Annotated in this window: 26 protein-coding genes and 1 tRNA gene; 11 read left to right on the top strand and 16 right to left on the bottom strand. The window is 67.4% G+C overall.

Features of this window, described 5'->3' with window-relative positions; genetic code table 11:
* The first annotated feature begins 54 nt into the window (after positions 1 to 54).
* Positions 55 to 399 carry an antibiotic biosynthesis monooxygenase family protein gene (locus tag CEW88_RS14560; RefSeq protein WP_108968329.1) on the top strand — a complete coding sequence of 115 codons (345 nt, stop codon included), beginning with the start codon at positions 55 to 57 and terminating at the stop codon, positions 397 to 399.
* A 65-nt stretch (positions 400 to 464) separates the two neighbouring features.
* Here CEW88_RS14560 and CEW88_RS14555 read toward each other — a convergent pair whose 3' ends face one another.
* The 3 genes from CEW88_RS14555 to smpB all read right to left on the bottom strand — a co-directional run bounded on the left by CEW88_RS14555 (position 465) and on the right by smpB (position 3091).
* The gene (locus CEW88_RS14555) at positions 465 to 1649 is read right to left on the bottom strand and encodes an aromatic amino acid transaminase (protein WP_108968327.1); all 1185 of its coding nucleotides are present in this window, start codon (positions 1647 to 1649) and stop codon (positions 465 to 467) included.
* On the bottom strand, positions 1649 to 2506 hold the full coding sequence (gene sseA / locus CEW88_RS14550; RefSeq protein WP_108968325.1) for a 3-mercaptopyruvate sulfurtransferase: 858 nt from the start codon (positions 2504 to 2506) through the stop codon (positions 1649 to 1651). The genes CEW88_RS14555 and sseA overlap by 1 nt, the downstream gene beginning before the upstream one ends.
* Before the next feature lie 111 nt (positions 2507 to 2617).
* Entirely contained in the window at positions 2618 to 3091 is a 474-nt protein-coding gene (gene smpB, locus CEW88_RS14545) for an SsrA-binding protein SmpB (protein WP_095881780.1), read from the bottom strand.
* Between the two features lie 237 nt (positions 3092 to 3328).
* Between smpB and puuE the strand changes: the two genes are divergently transcribed.
* The 4 genes from puuE (at position 3329) to CEW88_RS14525 (ending at position 7535) form a co-directional block, all read left to right on the top strand.
* Positions 3329 to 4741 (top strand): allantoinase PuuE, encoded by a 1413-nt coding sequence (puuE, locus tag CEW88_RS14540; RefSeq protein ID WP_108969833.1) that lies wholly within the window; start codon positions 3329 to 3331, stop codon positions 4739 to 4741.
* A 5-nt stretch (positions 4742 to 4746) separates the two neighbouring features.
* Positions 4747 to 5589, top strand: coding sequence for a bifunctional allantoicase/(S)-ureidoglycine aminohydrolase (locus CEW88_RS14535; protein WP_108969831.1), 843 nt, complete (start codon positions 4747 to 4749; stop codon positions 5587 to 5589).
* On the top strand, positions 5586 to 6083 hold the full coding sequence (locus CEW88_RS14530) for an ureidoglycolate lyase (RefSeq protein WP_108968323.1): 498 nt from the start codon (positions 5586 to 5588) through the stop codon (positions 6081 to 6083). The genes CEW88_RS14535 and CEW88_RS14530 overlap by 4 nt, the downstream gene beginning before the upstream one ends.
* A gap of 84 nt (positions 6084 to 6167) precedes the next feature.
* A complete protein-coding gene (locus tag CEW88_RS14525; protein ID WP_108968322.1) occupies positions 6168 to 7535 on the top strand; it encodes a uracil-xanthine permease family protein in 1368 nt (455 codons plus the stop codon).
* 25 nt (positions 7536 to 7560) lie between these two features.
* Here the strand turns inward: CEW88_RS14525 and CEW88_RS14520 are convergent, their stop codons facing one another.
* Positions 7561 to 8181: a hypothetical protein gene (locus tag CEW88_RS14520; RefSeq protein WP_108968320.1), complete on the bottom strand. Its 621-nt coding sequence runs from the start codon at positions 8179 to 8181 to the stop codon at positions 7561 to 7563.
* Here CEW88_RS14520 and CEW88_RS25210 point away from each other — a divergent pair.
* From CEW88_RS25210 to CEW88_RS14490, 6 genes are all read left to right on the top strand, one after another.
* Entirely contained in the window at positions 8165 to 8641 is a 477-nt protein-coding gene (locus CEW88_RS25210; protein ID WP_368074607.1) for a hypothetical protein, read from the top strand. The two genes, CEW88_RS14520 and CEW88_RS25210, sit on opposite strands and share 17 nt — an antisense overlap.
* Entirely contained in the window at positions 8613 to 9314 is a 702-nt protein-coding gene (locus CEW88_RS14510) for a hypothetical protein (protein WP_108968317.1), read from the top strand. Before CEW88_RS25210 ends, CEW88_RS14510 begins: the two co-directional genes overlap by 29 nt.
* 190 nt (positions 9315 to 9504) lie before the next feature.
* On the top strand, positions 9505 to 10875 hold the full coding sequence (locus CEW88_RS14505; RefSeq protein ID WP_108968315.1) for an arylsulfotransferase family protein: 1371 nt from the start codon (positions 9505 to 9507) through the stop codon (positions 10873 to 10875).
* Positions 10876 to 10936: 61 nt separating this feature from the next.
* Entirely contained in the window at positions 10937 to 11161 is a 225-nt protein-coding gene (locus CEW88_RS14500; protein WP_108968313.1) for a hypothetical protein, read from the top strand.
* The gene (locus tag CEW88_RS14495) at positions 11158 to 12669 is read left to right on the top strand and encodes a sulfotransferase (RefSeq protein WP_108968311.1); all 1512 of its coding nucleotides are present in this window, start codon (positions 11158 to 11160) and stop codon (positions 12667 to 12669) included. Before CEW88_RS14500 ends, CEW88_RS14495 begins: the two co-directional genes overlap by 4 nt.
* Positions 12670 to 12911: 242 nt before the next feature.
* Positions 12912 to 13406, top strand: a complete 495-nt coding sequence (locus CEW88_RS14490) for a hypothetical protein (RefSeq protein ID WP_108968309.1) — start codon at positions 12912 to 12914, stop codon at positions 13404 to 13406.
* Positions 13407 to 13434: 28 nt separating this feature from the next.
* On the opposite strand, the gene CEW88_RS14485 is transcribed toward CEW88_RS14490, so the two are convergent.
* The 12 genes from CEW88_RS14485 to CEW88_RS14430 form a co-directional block, all read right to left on the bottom strand.
* Complete coding sequence (locus CEW88_RS14485) at positions 13435 to 14673, bottom strand: lytic murein transglycosylase (protein WP_108968307.1); 1239 nt, start codon at positions 14671 to 14673, stop codon at positions 13435 to 13437.
* Between the two features lie 120 nt (positions 14674 to 14793).
* Positions 14794 to 15396 (bottom strand): SCO family protein, encoded by a 603-nt coding sequence (locus CEW88_RS14480; RefSeq protein ID WP_108968305.1) that lies wholly within the window; start codon positions 15394 to 15396, stop codon positions 14794 to 14796.
* Positions 15397 to 15407: 11 nt separating this feature from the next.
* A complete protein-coding gene (locus tag CEW88_RS14475; protein ID WP_108968303.1) occupies positions 15408 to 15992 on the bottom strand; it encodes a copper chaperone PCu(A)C in 585 nt (194 codons plus the stop codon).
* 115 nt (positions 15993 to 16107) lie between these two features.
* The gene (locus tag CEW88_RS14470; RefSeq protein ID WP_108968301.1) at positions 16108 to 16461 is read right to left on the bottom strand and encodes a hypothetical protein; all 354 of its coding nucleotides are present in this window, start codon (positions 16459 to 16461) and stop codon (positions 16108 to 16110) included.
* A 98-nt stretch (positions 16462 to 16559) separates the two neighbouring features.
* Positions 16560 to 17330, bottom strand: coding sequence for a pyrimidine utilization protein D (gene rutD / locus CEW88_RS14465; protein WP_108968299.1), 771 nt, complete (start codon positions 17328 to 17330; stop codon positions 16560 to 16562).
* Positions 17327 to 17713 carry a pyrimidine utilization protein C gene (gene rutC, locus CEW88_RS14460; RefSeq protein WP_108968297.1) on the bottom strand — a complete coding sequence of 129 codons (387 nt, stop codon included), beginning with the start codon at positions 17711 to 17713 and terminating at the stop codon, positions 17327 to 17329. The genes rutD and rutC overlap by 4 nt, the downstream gene beginning before the upstream one ends.
* On the bottom strand, positions 17706 to 18401 hold the full coding sequence (locus CEW88_RS14455) for an isochorismatase family protein (RefSeq protein ID WP_159099617.1): 696 nt from the start codon (positions 18399 to 18401) through the stop codon (positions 17706 to 17708). The genes rutC and CEW88_RS14455 overlap by 8 nt, the downstream gene beginning before the upstream one ends.
* Before the next feature lie 8 nt (positions 18402 to 18409).
* Positions 18410 to 19495 (bottom strand): pyrimidine utilization protein A, encoded by a 1086-nt coding sequence (rutA, locus tag CEW88_RS14450; protein ID WP_108968294.1) that lies wholly within the window; start codon positions 19493 to 19495, stop codon positions 18410 to 18412.
* A 304-nt stretch (positions 19496 to 19799) separates the two neighbouring features.
* A tRNA-Cys gene (locus tag CEW88_RS14445) sits at positions 19800 to 19873 on the bottom strand.
* Between the two features lie 119 nt (positions 19874 to 19992).
* Complete coding sequence (locus CEW88_RS14440; protein WP_159099616.1) at positions 19993 to 20877, bottom strand: sulfotransferase; 885 nt, start codon at positions 20875 to 20877, stop codon at positions 19993 to 19995.
* Position 20878: 1 nt separating this feature from the next.
* Positions 20879 to 22123, bottom strand: coding sequence for a glycosyltransferase family 4 protein (locus CEW88_RS14435; RefSeq protein WP_159099615.1), 1245 nt, complete (start codon positions 22121 to 22123; stop codon positions 20879 to 20881).
* Positions 22120 to 23313, bottom strand: a complete 1194-nt coding sequence (locus CEW88_RS14430) for a glycosyltransferase (protein ID WP_108968289.1) — start codon at positions 23311 to 23313, stop codon at positions 22120 to 22122. The genes CEW88_RS14435 and CEW88_RS14430 overlap by 4 nt, the downstream gene beginning before the upstream one ends.
* Between the last annotated feature and the right edge of the window lie 138 nt (positions 23314 to 23451).

Raw genomic sequence — 23451 nt, 5'->3', positions numbered from 1 at the left:
GCTTGCAAACCGCGCCTCTGGGCCGGAAAGCTGGCCGACAAAGAGGAGACAGTCATGATCGCAATCATCTTCGAGGTCATCCCCGAGAAAGGGCGCAAGGAGCAATACCTCGACATCGCCGCCGCCATGCGTCCCATGGTCGAGGAAGTCGAAGGGTTCATCTCGGTCGAGCGCTTCCAGAGCCTCACCAACCCCGACAAGCTGCTCTCGCTCAGCTTCTTCGAAGACGAGGCGGCGGTGCAGCGCTGGCGGACCCTTGCCGCGCATCGCGGCGCACAGAAGGCCGGGCGCGAGGGCATCTTCGCGGGCTATCGGCTGCGGGTCTGCCAGGTGCTGCGCGACTACGGCATGGAGGACCGGGCCGAGGCGCCGCAGGACAGCCTCGCGGCGCATGGCTGAAACGCGGAACGCGGGCCCGAAGGCCCGCGCTCGAAGCTCATGCCGTTTGCATCGGCGTCCGGGGCTCAGCAGCCGGCCTTGATGATCGCCTCGGCGAGGATCGGCACGGTGGTCTTGTTGAGGCCCGCGATGTTCAGGCGCGAGTCACCGACCATGTAGATGCCGTGGTCGCGGCGCATGGTCTCGACCTGCTCAGGCGTCGCGCCAAGACGCGAGAACATGCCGCGGTGCTGGGCGATGAAGCCAAAACGATCAGAGCCCGACAGGCGCTGCAGCTCGGAAGCAAGCTGCTCGCGCAGCCCCAGCATCGACAGGCGCACCTCCTCGAGCTCGGCGGCCCAGTCGGCGCGCAGCTCGGGATCGGTCAGAACCATGGTCACCAGCCGCGCGCCGTGGTCGGGCGGGAAGGAGTAGTTCTGCCGGTTGAGGTAATTCAGCGTGCCCTGGTTCAGCTTCTTCGCCGAGGCATCCTGGCTGACGGCCATCAGCAGGCCGGTACGCTCGCGGTAGATGCCGAAGTTTTTCGAGCAGGAGGCCGCGATCAGGCACTCGGGCACCGAGGAGGCAACGAGGCGCACGCCGGCGGCGTCTTCCTCGAGACCGTCGCCGAAGCCCTGGTAGGCGATGTCGATCATCGGCGTGCCCTGCTTTTCCAGCAGCAGCTGGGTCACGGCCTTCCACTGCGAGATGTTCAGGTTGGCGCCGGTGGGGTTGTGGCAGCAGCCGTGCAGCAGCACCACGTCGCCCGGCAGCACCTGCTGCAGATCGGCGATCATGCCGATGAAGTCCACGCCGCGTGTCTCGGCGTCGAAATAGCGGTAAGGGACGATCTGCAGGCCCATGTGCTTGAGGATCGACAAGTGGTTCGGCCAGGTCGGGTCCGAGACGAAGACGCGCGCCTTGGGGTTGGCCATCTTGATCATGTCAAAGGCCTGGCGCACGGCGCCGGTGCCGCCCGGAGTCGCGGCGGCGGCAATGTTCTCGCGCGGGACAGCGTCGCCCAGCACCAGCGTCGACAGCGCCTCGGCAAAGGCCGGGTCGCCGGCGAGGCCGGTGTAGGCCTTGGTGGTCTCACTCTCCCAGAGCTGCTTTTCCGCCGCCTTGATGGCGCGCATGACCGGCGTGTTGCCGCTGGCGTCCTTGTAGACGCCGACCCCGAGGTCGACCTTTTGCGTGCGCGGGTCTTCCTTGAAGGCCTGCATCAGCATCAGGATCTTGTCGGCGGGTTGCTCTTTCAGAGTTTCGAACATCAGTCCTCTCCGGTGGCGACGGGCAGCGTGGGGAATTGCCCCCACTCGGTCCAGGACCCGTCATAAAGGGCGTGGTCTGTCTTGCCGAGGCGTGTCAGGGCAAGGCTCAGGATGGCGGCGGTGACCCCCGAGCCGCAGCTGGTGATCGCCGGCTTGCTTAGATCGACGCCGGCGCTCTCGAAGGCGGCGCGCAGCGCCTCGGGCGATTTCATCGTCTGGTCGGGGTTGAGCAGCGTGCCGAAGGGCACGTTCTTGGAGCCGGGTATATGCCCCGAGCGCAGGCCCGGGCGCGGCTCGGGCACCTCGCCGCGGAAGCGGGCAGGCGCGCGGGCATCGAGGATCTCGTGGTCGCGCAGCTTGGCGGCGGCAGAGACCTGCGTGACGTCCTTCACCAGGTGGTTCTGGCGGCGCACCATCATGTGGCGGTCGCGGATGACGGGGGGCAGATCCTCGACCTCGCGCCCCTCGGACTGCCATTTCGGCAGGCCGCCGTCGAGCACGGCGATGTCGTCATGTCCCATCAGCTTGAACAGCCACCAGACGCGGGCGGCAGAGAAGAGGCCGGTGCCGTCGTAGACAACGATCTGATGGCCGTCGCCGACTCCGAGCGCGCGCATGCGGGACATGAACTTGTCCACGGGGGGCACCATGTGCGGCAGTTCCGAGCGCAGGTCGGAGATCTCGTCGATGTCGAAGAAGCGCGCGCCCGGAATGTGCGCGGCCTCGTACTCGGCCTTGGGATCGCGTCCCGAGCCGGGCATGTACCAGCTCGCGTCGAGCAGACGCAGGTCCGGATCCTTCAGGTGGCGCGCCAGCCAGTCGGTCGACACGAGCGTCTTGGGGTCGTCACTTGCCATCACCTCTCCCCGGGGCAGTCAGCATCGCCTCGTCTCTAAGGTGCCGGCTGCAGACTCGCAAGGGTGCGATGGCGCGGCGCCGGGCCCGCGCGCGGAGATTCGGTCGCAGGATCAGCCGCGTTCCTTGAGCAGCCGCTGCTTCTGGCGGTTCCAGTCGCGCTTCGCCTCGGTCTCGCGCTTGTCGTGGTTCTGCTTGCCCTTGGCGATGCCGATCTTCAGCTTCACCGCGCCCTTGTGGTTGAAGTACATCACCAGCGGCACGATTGTCATGCCCTTGCGCTGGGTCTCGTTCCACAGGCGCGAGAGCTGCTTCTTGGAGACCAGCAGCTTGCGGCGGCGGCGCTCCTCGTGCGGGAACATGGCGCGGGTGTAGGGGGCGATATAGGAGTTCACCAGCCACAGCTCGCCGTCCTCCACCGCCGCGTAGCTCTCGGCGATGTTGGAGCTGTTCTCGCGCAGGCTCTTCACCTCGGAGCCGGTCAGCACAATACCGCATTCGATATCGTCCTCGATCGCATAATCGAAGCGCGCGCGCCGGTTCTCGGCGATGATCTTGTAGTTGGGGTCGGACTTCTGCTGGGCCATGATGGGTGCACATAGGGGCTGTGGGGCGCTCTGTCCATATGCAGGGCGCGCAAGCCCGCCGGAGGGACCGCCGCCGCCGCACGCCGCGGAGCGTTCGGGAGCAGATGATCTTGCTCCTTTTTTCAGCGGTGCTAACAGGGAAGGCAAGGTGCGCGCCGCGCCGCGGGGCTTTGCGGTTCCGCCCGGGCCGGCACGCCAGTATCGACAGGAGACCACCCCATGCCAGAGGACCGGCAGATGCAGCGCTATCCCCGCAACATGATCGGACACGGCCCCTACCGCCCCGACGCGCAATGGCCCGGCGGTGCAAAGATCGCCGTGCAGTTCGTGCTCAACTACGAAGAGGGCGGCGAGAACTGCGTCCTGCACGGCGACGCGGCCTCGGAGGCGTTCCTGTCGGACATCGCGGGCGCGGCACAATGGCCGGGCCAGCGCCACTGGAACATGGAGTCGATCTACGAGTACGGCGCCCGCGCCGGCTTCTGGCGGCTGCACCGGCTGTTCACCGGATACGATATCCCGGTCACCATCTACGGCGTCGCCACCGCCCTCGCCCGCTCGCCCGAGCAGGTCGAGGCGATGAAGGACGCGGGCTGGGAGATCGCCTCGCACGGGCTGAAGTGGGTCGAGCACAAGGACATGCCCGAGGAGGAGGAGCGCGCCTCCATCGCCGAGGCGATCCGCCTGCACACTGAGGTTGTCGGCGCGCCGCCGCGCGGCTGGTACACGGGCCGCTGCAGCGCCAATACCGTGCGGCTGGTCGCCGAGACCGGGGCGATGGACTACGTCTCGGACACCTATGACGACGACCTGCCCTACTGGCTGGAGGTCGAGGGCCGCGACCAGCTGATCATCCCCTACACGCTCGAGGCCAACGACATGCGCTTCGCCACCTCGCCGGGCTGGATCGAGGGCGAGATGTTCTTCACCTACCTCAAGGACGCCTTCGACACGCTGATTGTCGAGGGCGAGGCGGGCAAGCCTGCGATGATGTCGGTCGGCCTGCACTGCCGCCTGATCGGCCGCCCGGGCAAGATCGCCGGGCTGAAGCGCTTCCTCGACTATATCGGCGGCTTCGAGGGGGTCTGGACGCCGATCCGGTTGGAGATCGCCGAGCACTGGGCCAAGACCCACCCGCCGAAGACCGGCCCGCGCCCTTCGACCATGGACCGCGAGACCTTTGTCGGCACCTTCGGCGGCATCGTCGAGCATTCGCCCTGGGTCGCCGAGCGCGCCTTCGAGCTGGAGCTCGGCGCGGCACATGACCGGCCCGCGGGGCTCGCCAACGCGCTAGCCCGCGTGCTGCGCACCGCCAGCCGCGAGGAGCGGCTTGGTGTGCTGCAGGCGCACCCCGACCTTGCGGGCAAGCTGGCCGAGGCGAAGCGCCTGACCGAGGACAGCACCGCCGAGCAGGCCAGCGCCGGGCTCGACTCGCTGACCGATGCCGAGCGCACGCGCTTCACCGAGCTCAACACCACCTATGTCGAGAAGCACGGCTTCCCTTTCATCATCGCGGTACGCGACCACGACAAGGCGGGCATCCTCGCCGCCTTCGAGCGCCGCATCGCCAATGACACCGACACCGAGTTCGCCGAGGCCTGCCGACAGGTCGAACGCATCGCCCGCCTGCGCCTGGAGGCCCTCCTGTGAGCATCATGGAACCCCCCCGCAGCTATGCCTTCCCGCCCGCCGGCATGCCCCCGCGCGAGGACAACCCTCACGGCGCCGCGGTCTTCACCACCGCCTATGCCTTCCTGCCCGCCGGCACGATGCGCGACATCGTCAGCTCACTGCTGCCGGGCTGGCAGCACACTCGCGCCTGGATCATCGCCAAGCCGCTCTCGGGCTTTGCCGAGAGCTTCGCGCAATACGCGGTGGAGCTGGCTCCTGGTGGCGGCAGCGAGGCACCAGAACCCGATGCGCAGGCGCAGGCGGCACTGCTGGTCACGGAGGGCACCGCGCGGCTGACCGTCGGCGGCACGGAGTACGATCTGCGCGCGGGCCACGTCGTCTACCTGCCTCCGAGCTCCGGCTGGACACTGTGGAACGGGGGCGAGACGCCCTTTAAATTCCACTGGATCCGCAAGCGCTGGGAGGCGGCGCCGGGCGTTTCGGTGCCGCCGGTGATCGTCACCCATGACGAGGAGGTGCCGGTAAACTGGATGACCGGCTGCGAGGAGCTCTGGGGCACCCAGCGCTTCTTCGATCCCGCCGACATCCGCCACGACTTCCACGCCAACATCGTCACCTTCGGCAAGGGAGGGCGCATCCCCTTCGCCGAGACCCACGTGATGGAACACGGGCTCTACGTTCTGGAGGGGCGCGCGCGCTACCTGCTCAACCAGGACTGGGTCGACGTCGGCCCCGGCGATTTCATGTGGCTGCGCGCCTTCTGCCCGCAGGCCTGCATCGTCGACGAGAGCGAGCGCTTCCGCTACCTGCTCTACAAGGACGTCAACCGCCACGTTTCGCTGGCCCCGGTGGGGGCGGCGCGATGAGGGAAATCGCCGCGCGCCCGCTGACCGCCGAGGGCTTCGCGCCCTATGGCGAGGTGCTCGAGGTGAAGGGGATCCCCGACAAGATCATCAACCAGGGACTCTGCGGACGGCACCACGACCGCGCCGCGCTGGACTTCGGCCCCGAGGGCCGGGCGGGCATCAGCCTCTTCGACGCCGAGCCGCGCGCCCTGCCCTATACTCTGGAACTGGTCGAGCGGCACCCCGAGGGCAGCCAGGCCTTTCTGCCGATGCACCAGAACGAGTGGCTGGTGATCGTCGCCGACCCCGGGTCCGGCGCGAACGAGGGACCCGGCGAAGTGCACGCCTTCCTCGCCGCGCCGGGACAGGGGATCAACTTTCACCGGGGCACCTGGCACGGGGTGCTGACGCCGCTGCAGGCGCCGGGGCTCTTTGCCGTGGTCGACCGCATCGGCGCGACACCCAACCTTGAAGAACACTGGCTGGAGGCGCCGCTGCTGATCACCCGGGGCTGACGGCCCCTCCCCCGCACAGACGCCCGGCAGAGGCGGCGGGTCATCTCATACCCACTACGCAACACCGACGAGGGAGACTATGGCATGACTGACGCGACCGCCCCCAAGGGCCACCCAATCGGCACACCCGACCAGCTGATGAACCCCGACTACATGCCGCCGCTCGGCAAGGCGGTGCCGCTGGGGCTGCAGCACGTGATGGCGATGTTCGCCTCGAACGTCACCCCGGCGATCATCATCGCCGGGGCCGCGGGCTTCGGCTACGGATCGAACAGCCCCGACTTTCCCAACATGATCTACATGATCCAGATGGTGATGCTCTTTGCAGGCATCGCCACGCTGTTCCAGTCGATCGGCTTCGGCAGGGTCGGCGCGCGGCTGCCGATCGTGCAGGGCACCTCCTTCGCCTTTCTGCCGGTGATGATCCCGGCGGTGGCCGGTCAGGGAATCGCGGGCATGGCCGGGCTGATGACCGGCATCGTGATCGGCGGGATCTTCCACTTCTGCCTCGGCTTCGTCGTCACCCGGATCCGCCATGCGCTGCCGCCACTGGTCACCGGGCTGATCGTGCTGATGATCGGCCTCGCGCTGCTCAAGGTCGGCATCCAGTATGCCGCGGGCGGCGTGCCGAAGCTGGGCACGCCGGAGTTCGGCAGTCTCGCCATGTGGCTGCCCGCGCTCGTCGTGATCTTGGTGACGCTGGCGGTGAAGTTCTTCACCCGTGGGCTTCTGGCGCTCTCGGCGGTGCTGGTCGGGCTGGTCGCGGGGTACCTCGTGTCGCTGGCCATGGGTCAGGTCAGCTTCGGCAGCGTCGCCAACGCGCCGGTCTTCGAGCTGCCCATGCCCTTCCGCTGGGGCATAGAGTTCAACTTCGCGATCATCCTCGGCATGTGCTTCATGGCGGTCATCTCGGCGATCGAGACCGTGGGCGACGTCTCGGGCATTACCAAGGGCGGCGCCGGGCGCGAGGCCACCGACAGGGAAATCGGCGGCGCGACCTTTGCCGACGGTCTCGGCACCGCGGTGGCGGGGGTCTTTGGCGGGTTGCCCAACACCTCGTTCAGCCAGAATGTCGGTCTGATCTCGATGACCGGGGTCATGAGCCGCCACGTGGTCACCATCGGCGCGCTCTTCCTAATCCTCTGCGGGCTGGTGCCAAAGGTCGGCGCGGCGGTCTCGACCGTGCCGATCAACGTGCTCGGCGGCGCGGTCATCGTGATGTTCGGCATGGTCTGCGCGGCGGGGGTCAACATGCTTTCCGAGGTGGTGTGGAACCGCCGCAACATGGTGATCTTCGCGATCTCGCTCTCGGTCGGTTTCGGGCTGCAGCTCGAGCCAACGGCGCTGCAGCACCTGCCCAAGACGGCACAGGTGCTGCTGACCTCCGGTCTGCTGCCGGCGGCGGGTCTGTCGATCCTGCTCAACCTTCTGCTGCCCGAAGACCTACACTGAGGGGCGATTTCCCCTGTCGGCGCGCTCAGTTGCGCCGACCGTCGTAGTGCCGATCATGCTGCCGACCGGGGTGCCAAGCGCCATGCCGGTCGTGGCCATTGCCGGCGCCACGGCCGCTGATGCGCCAGCCCGCCTTTTGGAGGCATTGCGCCGAGAAGACGTGCTCCTTGTCCTTGCCGATGCGGATCTTCTTCTCGCAGCGGTCAGGCAGGGCGTCGGTGCGGATCGCGGCGCTGCGCAAGCAGGAGCGTTGCATCACCGCGCCCCGCTCGCCGCGCACCTCGCGCAGGCAGGCTCCGGGCAGGACCCCCTTCGGCCGCGCGTGTGACGGCTGCGCAAACTGCCCGTGACGGTCCTCGAAACGGTAGGGGCGCGGCAGGTGGGGCCGCGGATCGGGGGCGCGCCAGGAGTGCTCCTGCTGCGCCGCCTGAAGCTGCAGGGCCTTGGTCCTTTCCTTATCCTTCCTGTCGCGCTCGCGGTCCGCCTCGCGCGCCTCGCTGACCGCCTTGCCGATCATGTAGACGAGGGCCGCCCCGCCGATGACCTTGGCCACGTCCCGCGCCTCGGCGGCGCGGAGCGGGGCGGCGGAAAACCCGGTGACGACGAGCGAGGCGGCGAGCACGCCGGCGATGAACTTCCTGGACATGGGCTGTCTCCTTGGGGAACCTGTGGGCATCACGGCGGCTGCCGCGATCTCTCCCGACCCTCGGCCCACCCCGGAAAAACAGGCAATATCCCTCCGATGTTATCGGATATCCGGCACCTATCCGTCCGGGGCTATTGAATTGCGCCCGCCGCGCGCTCAGTCTCCCCCTATGAACATGCCGTTTCTCGCCCTCTCGTTCTCGCTCGCCCTCGGTGCCACTGCGGCGCAGGCCGAGTGCTATGCGGAGTACAAGGCCAAACAGGACGACCCGCTGCGCCTGCAGTACGGCATCGCCCTCCTGCCGACGGAAGCCTGCCCGTCGAAGAACACCGCGGCCGCGCAGCTGGAAATCCGGCTCGACCGCAACGGCTGGACGCTGCTAAGCGTCGTCGCCCTGTCCGAACAGCCGCCCTCGGAAGAAAAGAAGAAGAATGCCGGCGAGTTCTATCTCCGCTACTGACGCCCGCCGCGCAGGCGGGCGCATCGTCACCCTTGGCATCGCCGCGATCGTCGCCCTGCTGGTCCTTGCCGGCGGGCTGCTCATGCTCACCCTGCCCGATGGCAACGCCTTCAACGCGCGGGTCGAACGGATCTTCGTCGAGCATGACCTCACCGCCCAGGCCGAGGTGAAGCTGCTGGAGATCCTCGCGCTTTCGGGCACCGCCTTTGCCGACACGCTGGCGAGCTACCGCATGGTGATCTTCGTGCTGCTGGTCTTCGCCGCCGCAATGCTGGTGGCCGCGCTGGTCTTCCTGGTGATGCTCGCGGGGATGAACCGGCGCATGGCACAGATCGAGCGCTCGGGCATCCAGGTCAGTTCGCTGATCATCAGCCGCGAGGAGAACATGGTGTATCTCAACACCATGGGCTTCAAGCTGACCGCGGCGATGATCGAGACACTCTCGGTCCTGGCCGAGGCGCGGATGGACGACGAGACACTGACCGGCGCGCAGATCGAGGGGATGATCTCGGGCCGCGATCCCAGCGACTGCGAAGAGGCCGCCGGGGCGACGCGGATCAAGCGCCTCCGCGACGGTCTGGGCAACCAGATGGTCAGCGAGCTTTTGGTGCGCAACATCGCCCGCAAGGGCTATCACCTGGCCATCGATAAGGACGTGATCGAAGTCGTCTGAGCGCCGCCGCGCAGCGGCAGCGGCGCAGCCGCAACGACGGGTTTTCGCCGCACCTTTCCGCAAATTCAACGAAAAGCTTGCGATTCCGAGGAGGCTGTACAAGACTGACCGGCGCTTGGACGCATGTCTCGCCGAGCTGGCTCCTTCCTAATTCAGACGGGGCTCGACAGATTTTTGAAAGCCACATTTCATGTCGCAATTCTCCGACACCTTCGCGCGGCGCATATTCTCCGTGTGCCTGCTGCTCGCCCTTATTGGCGCCGGGTTCGTGTACGGCTCTGTTGCCACGCGAAAGCATCTCTTCCCCGCCCCACAACTCGAACTCACCTATGACATGCTCACCACGCTGGGGCACAACGATCTGACCAGCCACCCCCGGCGCCACCATCTTCAGCCGTCGCGCGGCATGGGCGACGGCGTGACCATCAACAAGATCGGCGACGACGGCGCGCTGGTCTTCATGGCCGGGTTCTTCGACGACGAGAACCAGGCCCGGCTGGTGCACCGCGATGGACGCGTGATGCGCAAGTGGACGCTCGACTATTTCACCCATTTTCCCGACGCCGGAACCCGGGTCTGCGCGCTTGCCAGCACGCTCAACGTCGACCAGCACGGCGCGCTGGTGACGCCGAAGGGAGAGGTCGTCTTCAACTACGAGTACTGCGGCACGGTGAAGCTCTCACCCTGCGGCGCAGTGGTCTGGACGCTGAACGAGCGCACCCATCATTCGATCGTTCCCGCGTCGGGCGGCGGCTACTGGCTACTTGGCCGCCAGCGCTGGCTCGATTCCGACGCGCCAGACCGCATGCCTCCCTTCTCCGCATCGGCGAGCGGGCTGGAGATCAAGGAGGACACGATCCTGAAAATCAGCGAGGCGGGTGAGATCGAGCAAGAGGTGTCGATCCCGAAGATACTCCGCGACTCCCATCTCGAGGCGCTGCTGACCGCAAATGGGGCGGACTTCAGCCGCCACGCCCCCGACCGCGACGAGCTGGTGCATTCCAACAAGGTCGGCGAGCTGCCCGCCGCCTACGCTGCCGCCTTTCCCCAGTTCGAGACCGGGGACTTGCTGGTCTCGATGCGCGATCTCAACCTCGTCATGGTTGTCGATCCGGTCAGCTGGGATGTGAAGTGGCACCAGACCGGCCCCTGGCTGCGCCAGCACGATCCCGAGTTCCGCCCCGACGGGCGCATCTCGATCTTCAACAACAACGTCTACCGGACCGATTATCCCGGCGAGGTGCTCGACCTCGACACGCCCAAGATCACCAATATCATCGCCGTCGAGCCCGCCAGCGGCGAGATCGAGCTGCTCTTCGGCGAGGCGCCCGGGCAGAAGATGCTCTCGGCGATCCGCGGCCAGCACGAGATCCTGCCCGATGGTGGCATGGTGATCGCCGAGTTTGACGGCGGCCGGGTGATCCAGACCAGCGCCGAGGGCGAAGTGGTCTGGGAATATGTCAACGCCTTTGATGACGCCCATGTCGGCGAGATCACCAACGCCGACGTCCATCCCCCCGGCTATTTTGAAACGGCTTGGGAGACATGCCCCCAGCCCTAGCCCTAGCCGCGCCCGTGGATCGCAAACCCTTTCCCCCTTTTCGACAAGGAGAACCCGAAAGATGACGCCTTTTGCACGCCTTGCGGCGCTCCTGCTTCTGAGTTTCGGCATGGGGCTGCCCGACCCGGCCGCCGCCTATATCGGACCCGGCGCCGGGCTTGGCGCCATCGCCGTCACCGTCGCCATCCTGCTCGGCGTGCTCCTGCTCATCGCCGGGCTGGTCTGGTACCCGCTCAAGCGGATGCTGAAAAGCCGGGCCGCCGCGCGCAGTGGCACGCGCAAATGATCGCCACCTTCCTCGTCTCGCTGCTGGCCGTGGCCGGTTTCGGTCTCGGGCTCTGGCGCAGTAAGGTCGTGCCGCTGTGCCGCGCCACACTCGGCACCGCGATGACCGGTATCACCGCCATGATGGACAATGAGCTCGACGACGACGCCAAGGAGATTGCCGTGCGCCGGGCCGGTTTCGCGCTGATCGGCGCGGCCTTCGGCCTCTTCTGGCGCTTCGCCCTGTCTCTGGCGCTGGCCGCGCTGCCGGTGCTCGCCGCCGACCTCATGGGTCTGGTGCCACGCGAGGCAGTGCTCTCGCTGATGCTGCGGCTCGACTACCTCTTCGTGGTCTCGGTGGCTGCGATCGCCGGTGGCGAGAGCCTGCGTCGCCTGCGTGGGCCGCGCCGCCACGATCCCGAGGCGCTGCCCGAGATCAACCGCTATTCCACCGCCGACCGCTTCTTCCACATGCTGGCCTTTGCCAGCCCCGCGGTGCTGAAGGGCGCCTCGAGGCTCGAGGACCGGCTGATGCCCGGCGCGGTGCAGGAGCCGGCCGGCCCGCCCATCTTTGTCGCCTCGCTGGCGCGGGGCGGCACCACGGCGTTGCTCAACGCGCTGCACGAGGTGCCCGCCATCGCCACGCACACCTATCGCGACATGCCCTTCGTCACCGCGCCGGCGCTGTGGAACCGGCTCGCCGGCGGGCGCGGGCGCGACGTGGGGCGGCACGAGCGCGCCCATGGCGACGGCCTGGAGATCGACCTCGACAGCCCCGAGGCCTTCGAGGAGGTGCTGTGGAAGACGCTCTGGCCCGGCAAGTACCGCGCCGAAGGCATCGCGCTCTGGCAGGCCGAGGACCGCGACCCCGCCGCCGAGGCCTTCATCGCCCGCCAGATGCACAAGGTGATCCACGCCCGCAGCCCAGGGGGCCCGGCCCGCTACTGTTCGAAGAACAATGCAAATATCGCCCGCATCCCCTATCTGCTCGAGGCTTTCCCCGGCTGCCGCATCGTGGTGCCGTTGCGCCGGCCAGAGACCCATGCCGCCTCGCTTCTGCGCCAGCACCTGAACTTTCTGAAGCTGCAAGCGGACGACGAGTTCATTCGCCGATACATGCGCGACATCGGCCATTTCGAGTTCGGTCGGATCCACAGGCCGCTGCTCTTTCCCGGCTTCGATCCCGCCGCCTTTGAGACCACGACGCCGGACTATTGGATCAACTACTGGCTGCAGGCCTTCCGCTACGTGCAACGCTTCGAGGACCGCTGCCTCTTCGTGCTGCAGGACGACATGCGTGCCGACCCGCAGAAGACGCTCGAGGCACTCTGCGAAGCGCTCGGCGTGGCGCCCGGCAAGATCGATTTCAGTGCCCATTTCCGCCCCATGCCCGACCGGGCGCCGCAGGACCTCTACGATCCGGCGCTCTTTGCCGAGGCGGACGCGGTCTACGAGCGCCTCGCGCAGCGCGGCGTCCTGCCCGGCGCCCTGTCGCCCGTCGGCGGAAAAGTGATCACCGTGCGCGCCTAGGCGCCGCGGCCCGCGTCCGCGCTGGATCACCCGCCCCGGCTGAGCTAGGCTCCGAGCGTTCCGGTTCAGGCCCTTAGCACCGGGACCGGTCGAAGGTTCGAGGCCGGACCCGCCCATTTCAGTCGATGGCAGGCAGCGATTTTTCAGCCTGCACCCACCCCGGCGCCTGCGCCGGTCATTTTTCCGACGGCCCGTCCCCGGACATCCGCAACGGACTCACCAATGATTGAGTGGAGACCCTCATGGCATACAAGGAAAAATTCACAGAGACCGACTGGGCGATGGTTCTGGAAGCGCCGATGCTCGCCGGGCTGGCAATCACCGCCGCCGACCCCGGCGGTCTGATCGGCGCGGTGCAGGAAAGCGCCGCGATGGCCGGCTCGCTCAAGGATGCCTCCGCAGGCTCGCTCGCCGCCGAGGTGGCCGAGGCCTACAAGACCTCGGAAGGTCGCTCTGCCGCGATGGACGGGGTGAAGGCTCTGGTGAAGGGCAAGAAGCCCCCCGAGATCACCGAGGCCGCGATCACCCGCCTGTCGGAGATCCTCGGCACGGTGAAAACCACCGCGCCGGAAGAGGCCGGGGCCTTCTCGGAGTTCCTGATCGACACGGCCACCCGCACCGCCGAGGCGGCCAAGGAGGGCGGCTTCCTCGGTTTCGGCGGCGAGGCGGTCTCCGACGCCGAGAAGAAGACGCTGACCGACCTGCGGGCCGCGCTCGGTGGTAGCGCTGCGGTGTGACCGCCACCCGAAGGAAGGGGCGCGGCGCTCAGCCGCGCCGCAACTGCGCCAGAAGCCCCTGCGACGGCTCGCCGGTGACCGGCAGTCCGGCCCGCGCCTGGTAGCCTTCGATCGCCGCCGTGGTCTTCTTGCCCAGCACCCCGTCCGGCGTGCCCGCGTCAAAGCCCGCCGAATTGAGCCGGCCCTGCAACTCGCGCCGATCCTCGATGGTCAACCCGTAGCGGTCCGGCGGGAAGCCGCCGCGCAGCGGTCCCGCTCCCAAGAGCCGGTCCGACAGGTGGCCGACCCCGATCCCGTAGTTCTGCGCGTTGTTGTAGCGCAGGATGACATTGAAGTTGCGATAGACGAGGAAGGCCGGCCCCGCTGCGCCCTGCGGCAGCAGCAGCTTGCCCGTACCCGAGGGCAGCGATCCGCCCGCCGCCGGGCGCAGCCCTGCCGCGGCCCAGCCCGCGCCGCTGCGCGAGCCCCCGGCCATGGAGGCTCCGCCCGCGGGCAGCAGCACCTCGACCCCCCATGGCTCGCCGCGGCGCCAGCCGCTCCGCGCGAGATAGTTGGCGGTCGAAGCAAGCCCGTCGGTGGGATCCTCGGACCAGATGTCACGCCGACCGTCGCCACGGAAGTCCACTGCGTAGCTCTGGTAGGTGGTGGGAATGAACTGCGTATGGCCCATGGCACCGGCCCAGCTGCCGGTGAGATGCACGGGATCAATGTCGCCGCGCTCGAGGATACGCAGCGCCGCCAATGTCTGCTGCTCGAAGAAGGCGCCGCGGCGCCCGTCGAAGGCCAGCGTCGAGCAGGCGGAGATCACCGGGATGTTGCCGCGCCGGGTGCCGTAGCTGCTTTCCATGCCCCAGACCGCGCAGACCACATGCGGCGGCACGCCGTAGCGTGCCTCGATCTCGCGCAGCACGCCCATATTGCGGCGGAGTTCCGAGCGCCCCTGGCTGACCTTCTGCTCGTTGGCAGTGATCGCGAGGTAGTCCTCGAGCGTGCGGGTGAACTCGGTCTGGCTGCGGTCGCGTTCGACCACGCCGGGCAGGAAGCCCGCCGATCGGAATGCGGCATCATAGGTCGGGGCAGAGATGCCCTGCGACAGCGCGCGGCCGCGGAACGAGGCAACCCAGTTGTCCCAGCCGGGGTTCGGCTGCGGCCGCAGCATGGGATCATCGGCGGCCGCTGCGCCGCCCGAATAGCCGCCGCCTCCGCAGCCTGCCAGCAGGGCCATCGCCCCGCCCGTGATCAGGAAAGTCCGCCGTGTGCTGCCCATTTGCCCGCTCCGCCATTTATAGGTTTTGCAGCCAGACTGACGCGGCTCGGGCGCGCCGGCAAGAGCCTGCCGGAGCATAGGCAAGCCCTTGCCAACGGACGGATTTTGCCGCCCTGACGGTCAGGAGGCCTCGACCAGCGCGCGCAGCTTGCCGAGCGCCCGATCATAATCTTCCTGGTAGTTGATCAGCCCCGCGTAGTCGCCGCCCTCGTCAAAGAGCAGCACCATGGCTGAATGGTCCATCGTGTAGCCGCCATCGTCCAGCGGCACCTGGCGGGCGTAGATGCGGAAGGCCTTGATCGCCTTGTCCATCTGCTCGCGCGATCCCGAGACCCCCAGCACCCCGGGCACCCAGGAGACGTATTGCTCGAGCTGCTCGGCCGTGTCGCGCTCGGGATCGACGGTGACGAAGAAGACCCGCAGTTTTTGACCTGCCTCGCCCAGCCCCTCCTGCCATGTGGCAATGTCGCCAAGCGTGGTCGGGCAAACCTCGGGACAATGGGTGAAGCCGAAGAACACTGCCGAAGGGGCGCCCTTCAGGCTGTCCTCGGTGAAGGTGCTGCCGTCGGTGGCGGTCAGCTGATAGTCGCCGCGCCCCAGCGAGGCGGTGACATCTTGTTCCAGTCGCGGCGCGATGACGCGGACCCATAGCAGGGCGACTAGGGCCAGGAAGACCAGCCCCCAGAGCGCGATGCGGATGGCGGTAATGCCTTGCTTGTTCACGTCCAGCCCTCTCAGTTGCCGTGGGTCATGTGACCCTGCGCCGCGCCGCCCTTGGCGTTGAGCGCGCCGATGGCCAGCGGGATCTCGATGGTGCCGGCCTGCTCGAAGGTGAGCGAGACGGTGACGCTCTCACCTTCGACCAGCGGCTGCTTCAGCCCCATCATCATGAGGTGGAAGCCGCCCGGCTTCAGTTCGACGGTCTCGCCCGCGGGGATCGACAGGCCGTCGGACAGCTCGCGCATCTTCATCACCTGCCCGTCCATGGCCATCTCGTGGATCTCCATGTGGTCGGCCCGCTCCGGCGAGGTGCTCGCGGCGATCAGCCGGTCATCCTCGGAGCCGGTGTTGGTCACGGTGAAAAAGCCGCCGCCCACCGGCTGGTTGGGCAGGCTGGCGCGCGAGAACGGCCTTTCGATGTGCAGGGCGCCGATTTCGTAGACGGCACCATCGTGCGCGGCCATCTGCGCGCCGTGGTCCATCTTGTGCTCTGCCTGCGCGTGATCCTCATGGGCGCGATCGGCATGCGCGTGGTCCGCATGGGCGCCAGCAGACGACAGCAGCACAAAGCCGAGGGCGGTGATCAGGGTGGTCTTCATTGGGGGTCTCCTCCGACGCGCGCGCGGTCGCACCGCTGCCTGCGCGGGACATGATCCGGGCGTACCGGCCCGGCGGGTGTGTTCGAGAGTGCGGCGCCTGCGCCGCGGGTCCGGGTCAGGCCAGCGCCGGCGGGGCGCGTGGAGATCTCCGGGGGTTGGCCGGCTGCGGCGGCAGGCCGAGACCGCGAAGGATGACCACCTCAAAGCTTCGATCTATGCGCAGCGCCAGCGCGGGGGGCACGGTTCTGGGCGCCTCGGGCAGAAGGTTGCAGACCGGGCAATGGTGGCCGTGGTGGGTGCCTTCCGTCTCGCAGAGGTCGGCCAGCGTGCCGCCCATGGCGAGGTAGCTTCGCAGGCTGGCGGCCTCCGGCCCCTCGGGCGCCATCCGCGCCGCGAAGAGGACACTTGCCAGCGCCACCGCGAGGACGGCGACGGCGAGGGTCAGGCGATGGGCGTGGGCGCGGATCATGCCCCGATTTGTAGCCGGGATCCGGAGCGCTTGGAAAGGGACGTCACGCCGCACCTGCCGGGCGCAGGTCATGGACCCGGACCGCGCGCCGCCTGGGATCAGACGTCGGCCGACAGGAAGGGCAGCGCCTCGGCCTCGAAGTCTTCGCGCTTGGTCAGGTTCACCGCGTGGCCGCCCTGGTCGAAGATCACCAGCCTGGCGCCCGGGAGGCGTGCCGCCAGCCGCTCGGACTGGGCCACGTCGACCAGCGCGTCGTCCTTGCTGGCGATGAGCAGCAGGTCCGAGCCATCGGGGATCGCCGGCAGGCGGAAGTCGCGCAGCGCGTTGATGCGATGACTGATATTCTCGGCGCCCTGGAAGTGGGCGACCGCGTGCGCCTCCTCGGCGGCGATCTTCTCGGGGAAGGCGGCGATCCAGAATGGCGGGTAGAGGAAGTTCATCTGCAGCGCCGCGAAGGCCGCGAGCCCCTGCCCCGCCAGGGTCGCCAGCCGAATGTCGAAGCAGCGCGCGGTGTGGGCGTCGATCTCGGGCCAGGCATTGATCGCCACCACCCGCTCGACCCGGCGCTCTTCGCGCGCCGCCAGATCGAAGCCGACCAGACCCCCGAGCGCGTGGCCCATGAGATCGAAGTGCTTCACCCCGGCGGCGTCGCAGATCTCGAGCACGTCATCGGCCATGGCCTCGATCGAGGTCGGACCGAGCGCGCAGCTGTTCGCGCCAGTGCCGCGCTGGTCATAGAGGATGAGATCGAAGCGCGGTTTCAGCGCCTCGAGATGCGGCGCCCAATAGCCCTGCGCACCGCCGAGGCCCGAGCACAGGACAAGCGTACGGGCGCCCTCGCGCCCGCACTTGTGGTGTGTGAACTTCATCCCTTGATGACCGCCACCGTGGCGATCTCGACCAACGCATCGGGCTTCACCAACCCGCATTGAATGCAGTAGCGCGCTGGCTTGTCGCCCGGAAAATAGGTCGCATAGACCTCGTTCACCGCGCCGTAGTTGTCCCAGTCGGTGACGAAGATGTGGTTCATCACCACGTCGTCCATCGTGCCCCCGGCGGTTTCTATCACCGACTTGATCGTCTCCAGCACGTGCTTGGTCTGCGCTGCCGCATCACCGACGTGTACGACGTTGTTTTCCTTGTCGAAGGGCAACGTGCCCGACACATAGACCACCCCGTCGGCCAGCACGCCCGGCAGGTAGGGTGCGAGCGGCTTGCCGGTGCCTTCGGGGATCACGGGAGTCTTAGGCATTCGAGAGTTCCTTTTCTTCCTTGGAGATGAGCGCGGCGCAGAAGTCGTCGGTCTTTGAGACCCAGCCGAAGAAGGTGGCGACGTTGTAGACCGAGGCCTTCTGGATGAAGTCCGGCCCGAGGTGGTTGGTCGCGTCTTCGAGCATCAGGCAATGGTACTCGAGGTGGAAGGCGTCGCGCAGCGAGCTTTCCACGCAGACATTGGTGGCGATCCCGGTGAAAACCAGCGTCTTTATCCCGCGCGAGCGAAGGGCGCTGTCGAGGTAGGAGTTGAAAAACCCCGAGTAGCGCGGCTTGGGGATGAGCAGATCTCCCTCCTGCGGCTGCAGCTCGTCGATGATGTCATAGTCCCAACCGCCCTTGGCCAGAAGCTGGCCCCAGAGCTCGGGGCGCCTCTTCATCGTCTTGATGGCGTTGGATTTCTTGACGTTGGCAGAGTCTGGCCCGCCAGCTTCGACGTAGGCCGGATCCCAGCCGTTCTGCAGGAAGGTGACCAGCACACCGGCGTCACGGCAGGCCTTCGTCACCTTCGAGATCTTCTCGATGCAGGAGCGCGCACCCGACACGTCGAAGCCCGCAAGGTCGACGTAGCCACCCTTGGTGGCATAGGCGTTCTGCATGTCCACCACGATCAGCGCGGTGGTCTTGGGATCGAAGCCGAAGGCTTCGGGTTGTGCGGCAACTTCCATCTCGGTCCTCATGCGGGTTCGGCGACCTGCACCGCTTTGCGGCAGGCCATGAGCGGCTGGATCCTGGCGCCGAAATCCTCGACCCCCTGCACGAAATCGTCGAAGGTCAGCAGAACGCCGCCCGTGCCGGGAACTTCTGCCACTTCGTCGAGCATCCGGGCGACGGTCTCGTAAGAGCCGACCAGCGTGCCCATGTTGATGTTCACCGCCGAAACCGGATCGGACATCTGCCGCACGTTGGTGTCGGTGCCCGATGTGGTGTCCGCCGCGCTCTGCAAGCCGAGCCAGGACAGCGCCTCTTCGTCGGCGCCCTGCTTGTAGTGCTCCCACTTGGCGCGGGCCTTCTCGTCGGTCTCGTCGGAGATGATCATGAAGAGCGCATAGGTCGACACGTCGCGCCCGGTCTTCGCGGTGGCTTCCTTGAGGCGCTCTGCGTTGGGTGCGAAGGCCTTGGGCGTGTTCACCCCCTTGCCGAAGCAGAAATTGTAATCGGCATATTGCGCCGAGAAGGCCATGCCTGCATCCGAGGAGCCGGCACAGATCACCTTCATGTCAGCTTGCGGCTGCGGGCTTAGCCGGCAATCGTCCATCTCGAAGAACTCTCCCTTGAGATCGCTCTTGCCGGTCTCCCAGAGGTCGCGCAGCACCTGCGCGTACTCGCCGAGATACTTGTAGCGGGTGCCGAAGAACGCATCCCCCGGCCACATGCCCATCTGGCTGTATTCGGGCTTCTGCCAGCCAGTGACGAGGTTCACCCCGAAGCGGCCGTTCGAGATGGAATCGATCGTCGCAGCCATGCGCGCGACGATCGCCGGCGGCATCACCAGCGAGGCGGCCGTGGCATAGAGCTTGATCTTGCTGGTGCAGGCGGCGAGCCCGGCCATCAGGGTGAAGCTCTCGAGGTTGTGGTCCCAGAACTCAGTCTTGCCGCCGAACCCACGCAGCTTGATCATGGTGAGCACAAAATCCAGCCCGTGCTTCTCGGCGCTGAGGGTGATCTGCTTGTTGAGCTCGAAGCTCGGCTTGTACTGCGGCGCGGTCTCGGAGATGAGCCAGCCGTTGTTTCCGATGGGAAGAAAGACCCCGATTTCCATGCATGACCTCTTGTCTGAACAGGTGTCCGGCGGCGCGCGGGCCGTCTGAGGTCAGCAAAGATTTTTTTACCAAACGGTAAAATTAACTTTTGCGATTTTTGTCGGATGAAGCACGCGGATGCTGAAGACCCGGGCGCTTTGCGCCGCAGGTGGCAGAAAATGTTCAGAAAATGTATTGGGAATATCGGTTCCGCTGCACGCGGTACTGCGCGGCGTCACTCTCTGCGAGGCGCCCGGCTCGACGTCACGCACCATCTCGGCCTGATCGAACGAGAGTGCGGTGAAATTGATCTTGGGGGGTGTTTGGAGGCGAGTAGGGGAATCGAACCCCTGTGCACGGATTTGCAATCCGCTGCGTCACCACTCCGCCAACTCGCCGGGGGTGTGGCACTCCTTAAGTTCCCGGCGGAGTGGCGTCAAGCAGATATCGGATCTGCGCGACCAGGGCGACGCCAAGGCGCCGATGAGGCAGGGACCGATGCCCGTCTCCCTGCCCTTCAGCCCATAACCGTCGGGGCAAGGTAGCCGAAACGCTCGATGATCGCGGCGCAATTTTGCTGGATCATCCCCGCCACCTCCGGCGCGAGGCGGGCCGATGCAGCTTTGCCGGCATCCTCCCGCACGAGAGCCGAGATTCCTCCCCGGACCAGGGCCTCCTCCGCGGGGCGCCGCCCTGTCTCGCGTCGTCGTCGCCCGTTCGGCAATAGGCCCCGTGTCGCAGGGGTTTCGAAACCGCAATGATCAAAGACCTCGTCCACGGTCCGGGCGAGGTCGCTGACGATATCCTCGTGCCGCACCAGCTTCAGCGGCAGGCCGCGCTGCTCGAGGCGCAGCAGGGTCTCGCCGAAATACCGGTAGAGGGCCATGATCTCGGCCGGATCGCCGCCACGGGCCATCATGGTCTCGCAGGTGTCGTAGGGATCGCGCACCAGACCGACGAAGCGGGCTCCGGGGTAGAGCCGGTCAAACTCGGTTGCGAGGCCGATGTTGTAGTTCAGCACCTCGACCAGCATCCGCCCCCGCCCCGAGGGCAGGCCCGGCCCCATCCCTCGCGCAGCGAGCGCGCGCTTGTAGCGGCGCACCTCGGGCAGGTTGCGGTCGGTGGCACGGGCCAGCTCGCGGGCGATCCAGGCGCGGTCGCGCGGGCGCAGCGGGCCGGGGGCGCACCGCGGATTGAGGATGTCACCGCTGCGCAACAGCGTGGGAAAGTAGCTCGCAAGAGCCTTCAGGGTCTCGGCGCGCGGCACCGGCGCCGGGCGGAGCACTTCGTGAATGGCGCCCTCGGGCCAGACGGTGTCGCGATGGGCGCGCAGCGCGTCGTGCAGTTGGTCGCTGCCGCCGCGCTGCAGGCCGAGCAGGAAGATCGGGGCCGTGTCGCTCATCTCAGCGCCTCCCCGCCGTGGCGGCGCGGGTGCCGGCGCCCAGCTCGGCATATTGTGCCAGCAGCGAGGTCGCGGTCTGGCGGATGTCGTAGCTCTCGGCCACTGTGCGCAGCGCGGCCTCGCCGAGCCGGGCGCGGCGCTCGGCATCGGTCGCCAGCTGCGCCAGCGCGGTGGCCAGCGCCTGACGGTCGTCGACCTCGAACAGCAGTCCGTTCTCGCCATCGCGCATGAAGTCCATGGCGCCCCCGGTGCGCGCGGTGATGCAGGCCAGACCCGAAGCACAGGCTTCGAGCAGGGCGTTGGACAGACCCTCGCGTGCCGAGGGCAGCACGAAGACATCCACCGCCCGCAGCAGGTTGGGCATGTCAGCCACATGGCCAAGCATACGCACCCCGGGCTGCTCGAGCAGCGCGGCAGGGATCTCGTCGCACTCGCCGAAAGTTGCATGGTAGCCCGACCCCGAGGCGCGGTTCGCCCCGGCGATAGCGAGCGTCGCCTGCGGGATGCTTTCGCGGACGTCCGACCAGGCCTCGAGCAGCAGCGGCAGGCGCTTCTGCGCCGCAAGCCGCCCGGCAAAGAGAAAGAGCGGTCCCGCGGGCAGGCCGAGGCTCAGGCGCAGCTTGTCCTTCTCGACCGGGGTACGGGCGGGGCAGAAGCGCGCGCCGTCCACGCCGTTGGGGATGTACCGCAACTTCTCCGCTGGCACCCCGAGTTCGGTCAGCTCGGTCTCGATCTCGCGGCTCACCATCGGGAACCGGTCGACGGCCCGCGCCATGTAGGCCAGCCGCTGTCGCCCGAGCGGCTTGCTGGCGATGGACGTCGCCTCGCCGCCGCACATGGGCTTGGCAAGCAAAGGCGCATTGGTCCAGCGCTTGCCAAGCGCCCCGGCCAGCGCCGGGGAGAAGAGCGAGTGGCAATGGATGACGTCGGGGTTCAGCTCGCGCACCATGCGCGCGGCACCGAGGATGAAGCCGACGCCCTTGACCGGCTTGCGCAGGGCGATGCGCCGGACCTTGACGCCGTCGATGGTCTCGGTGGCGGCAAGCCCGGGATAGCGGCGCGTGAGGATGTAGACCTCGTGCCCCTGCCCGGTCATCAGTCCGGCGAGTTGCGCCACCTGCTTTTCCGCCCCTCCGACGATCGGGTGGTAGGAGGAGATGATCATGCAGATACGCAGCGGCTGGCTGGGCGCCGGCGCGGCTGTGCCGGTCGCCCGGGTCAGGGTGGATGTGATGCCGGAGTTCATTTCCCCCCCTCCGATGCCGCTTCCGCCGTGCTTCCGAGCGGCACGGGCGCCCGTCCGGTGGTCAGCGTCGAGAGCAGCTCGACCCATTTGGCGACCATGGTTTCCTTGTCGAAAAGCGTCACCGCGCGGAGCCGTCCAGCCGCGGCGTAGCGCGCGCGCAGGTCGGGATCGCCCAGCACGCTGTCCAGTGCATCGGCCAGCGCCCGCGTGTCGCCGGCCCCGACGAGGCGTCCGCTGACACCGTCCTCGAGTGCATCAGAGCATCCGTCCACGTCGGTGGAGATGCAGCAGCAGCCGCAGGCCATGGCCTCGAGCAGGGTGATCGGCAGCCCCTCCCAATGCGAGCTGAGCACATAGATGTCGAAGGCCTGCAGCGCCGCGACCGGGTCGGACTGCCAACCCAGCATCCTCACCCGGTCCGAAAGCCCCGCCGCGGCCAGCGCCAGATCAACCTCGCGCTGCAGCCGGCCTTCGCCAGCCATGACGAATTGCGCCTGCGGGTAGCGCCCGACCAGAGCGCGCAGGGACTCTATGTAGTCGAGCGGCGCCTTCTGCGGCTCGATGCGGCCCATCCAGCCTACCACGGGCCGGTCCGGGTCGAGCCCGAGGGCGCGGCGCGCCTCGGCCCGGTCCGCGGGCGGGCGAAACCGCTCCACGTCTACGCCGGTGCGGATCACGCTGACCCGCTCGGGCGGCATCAACCGTGCCTTGAGCGTTTCCCGCCGCGCCTGGTCGGTCAGGGTCACGACGTGGCCGCCGAAGCCGCGGGCGACGAAATCCAGCGCCCAGTAGAGCGGCGCCTTGGCCCCCTGCACCCGACGCTGGAAGGGCATCGACGCTTGACGGTAGACGACGGGGATGCCGGTGATCCGCCCGGCGGCACGGCCAAGGAACCCCGACTTGCTGCCGTGGCAGACAATCACATCCGCCGCCTGCGCGCGGGCCGACGCGATGACCCGGCGCAGCACCCTGGCGTCGCCGCCGAGGTCGATGCTGTAGCGCGCCATGTCCAGGGGCTCGGCGCTGAGGCCGCGCCGGGCAAGATCGGCGGCATAGGCCTCGTTGTTTTCGGAAAGGCAAAGCGTGTGGGTCCGTACTCCGATCCGCCTCAGTTCAGTCAGGAGCAGCTTGTTGTAGAGGGCGATGCCCCCGGTCGACTTGGTCACGGCTAGCAGACTGATCTGTCGCATGGGTAATCCACATAATTAGAAACAATTGGTCGATAATGTTCAAAAATCAGGTTCGCGGGACGCCACGACACGACAACGATTCGGCCCAAAATGACCCTTGCCGCTAGGGCAGCATACGCCGCTCGCCCGGATTATGCC

The sequence above is a fragment of the Alloyangia pacifica genome, from assembly GCF_003111685.1.
In the GTDB taxonomy this organism is placed as follows: Bacteria; Pseudomonadota; Alphaproteobacteria; order Rhodobacterales; family Rhodobacteraceae; genus Salipiger; species Salipiger pacificus_A.
This window is presented reverse-complemented; position numbering and strand designations above follow the sequence as displayed.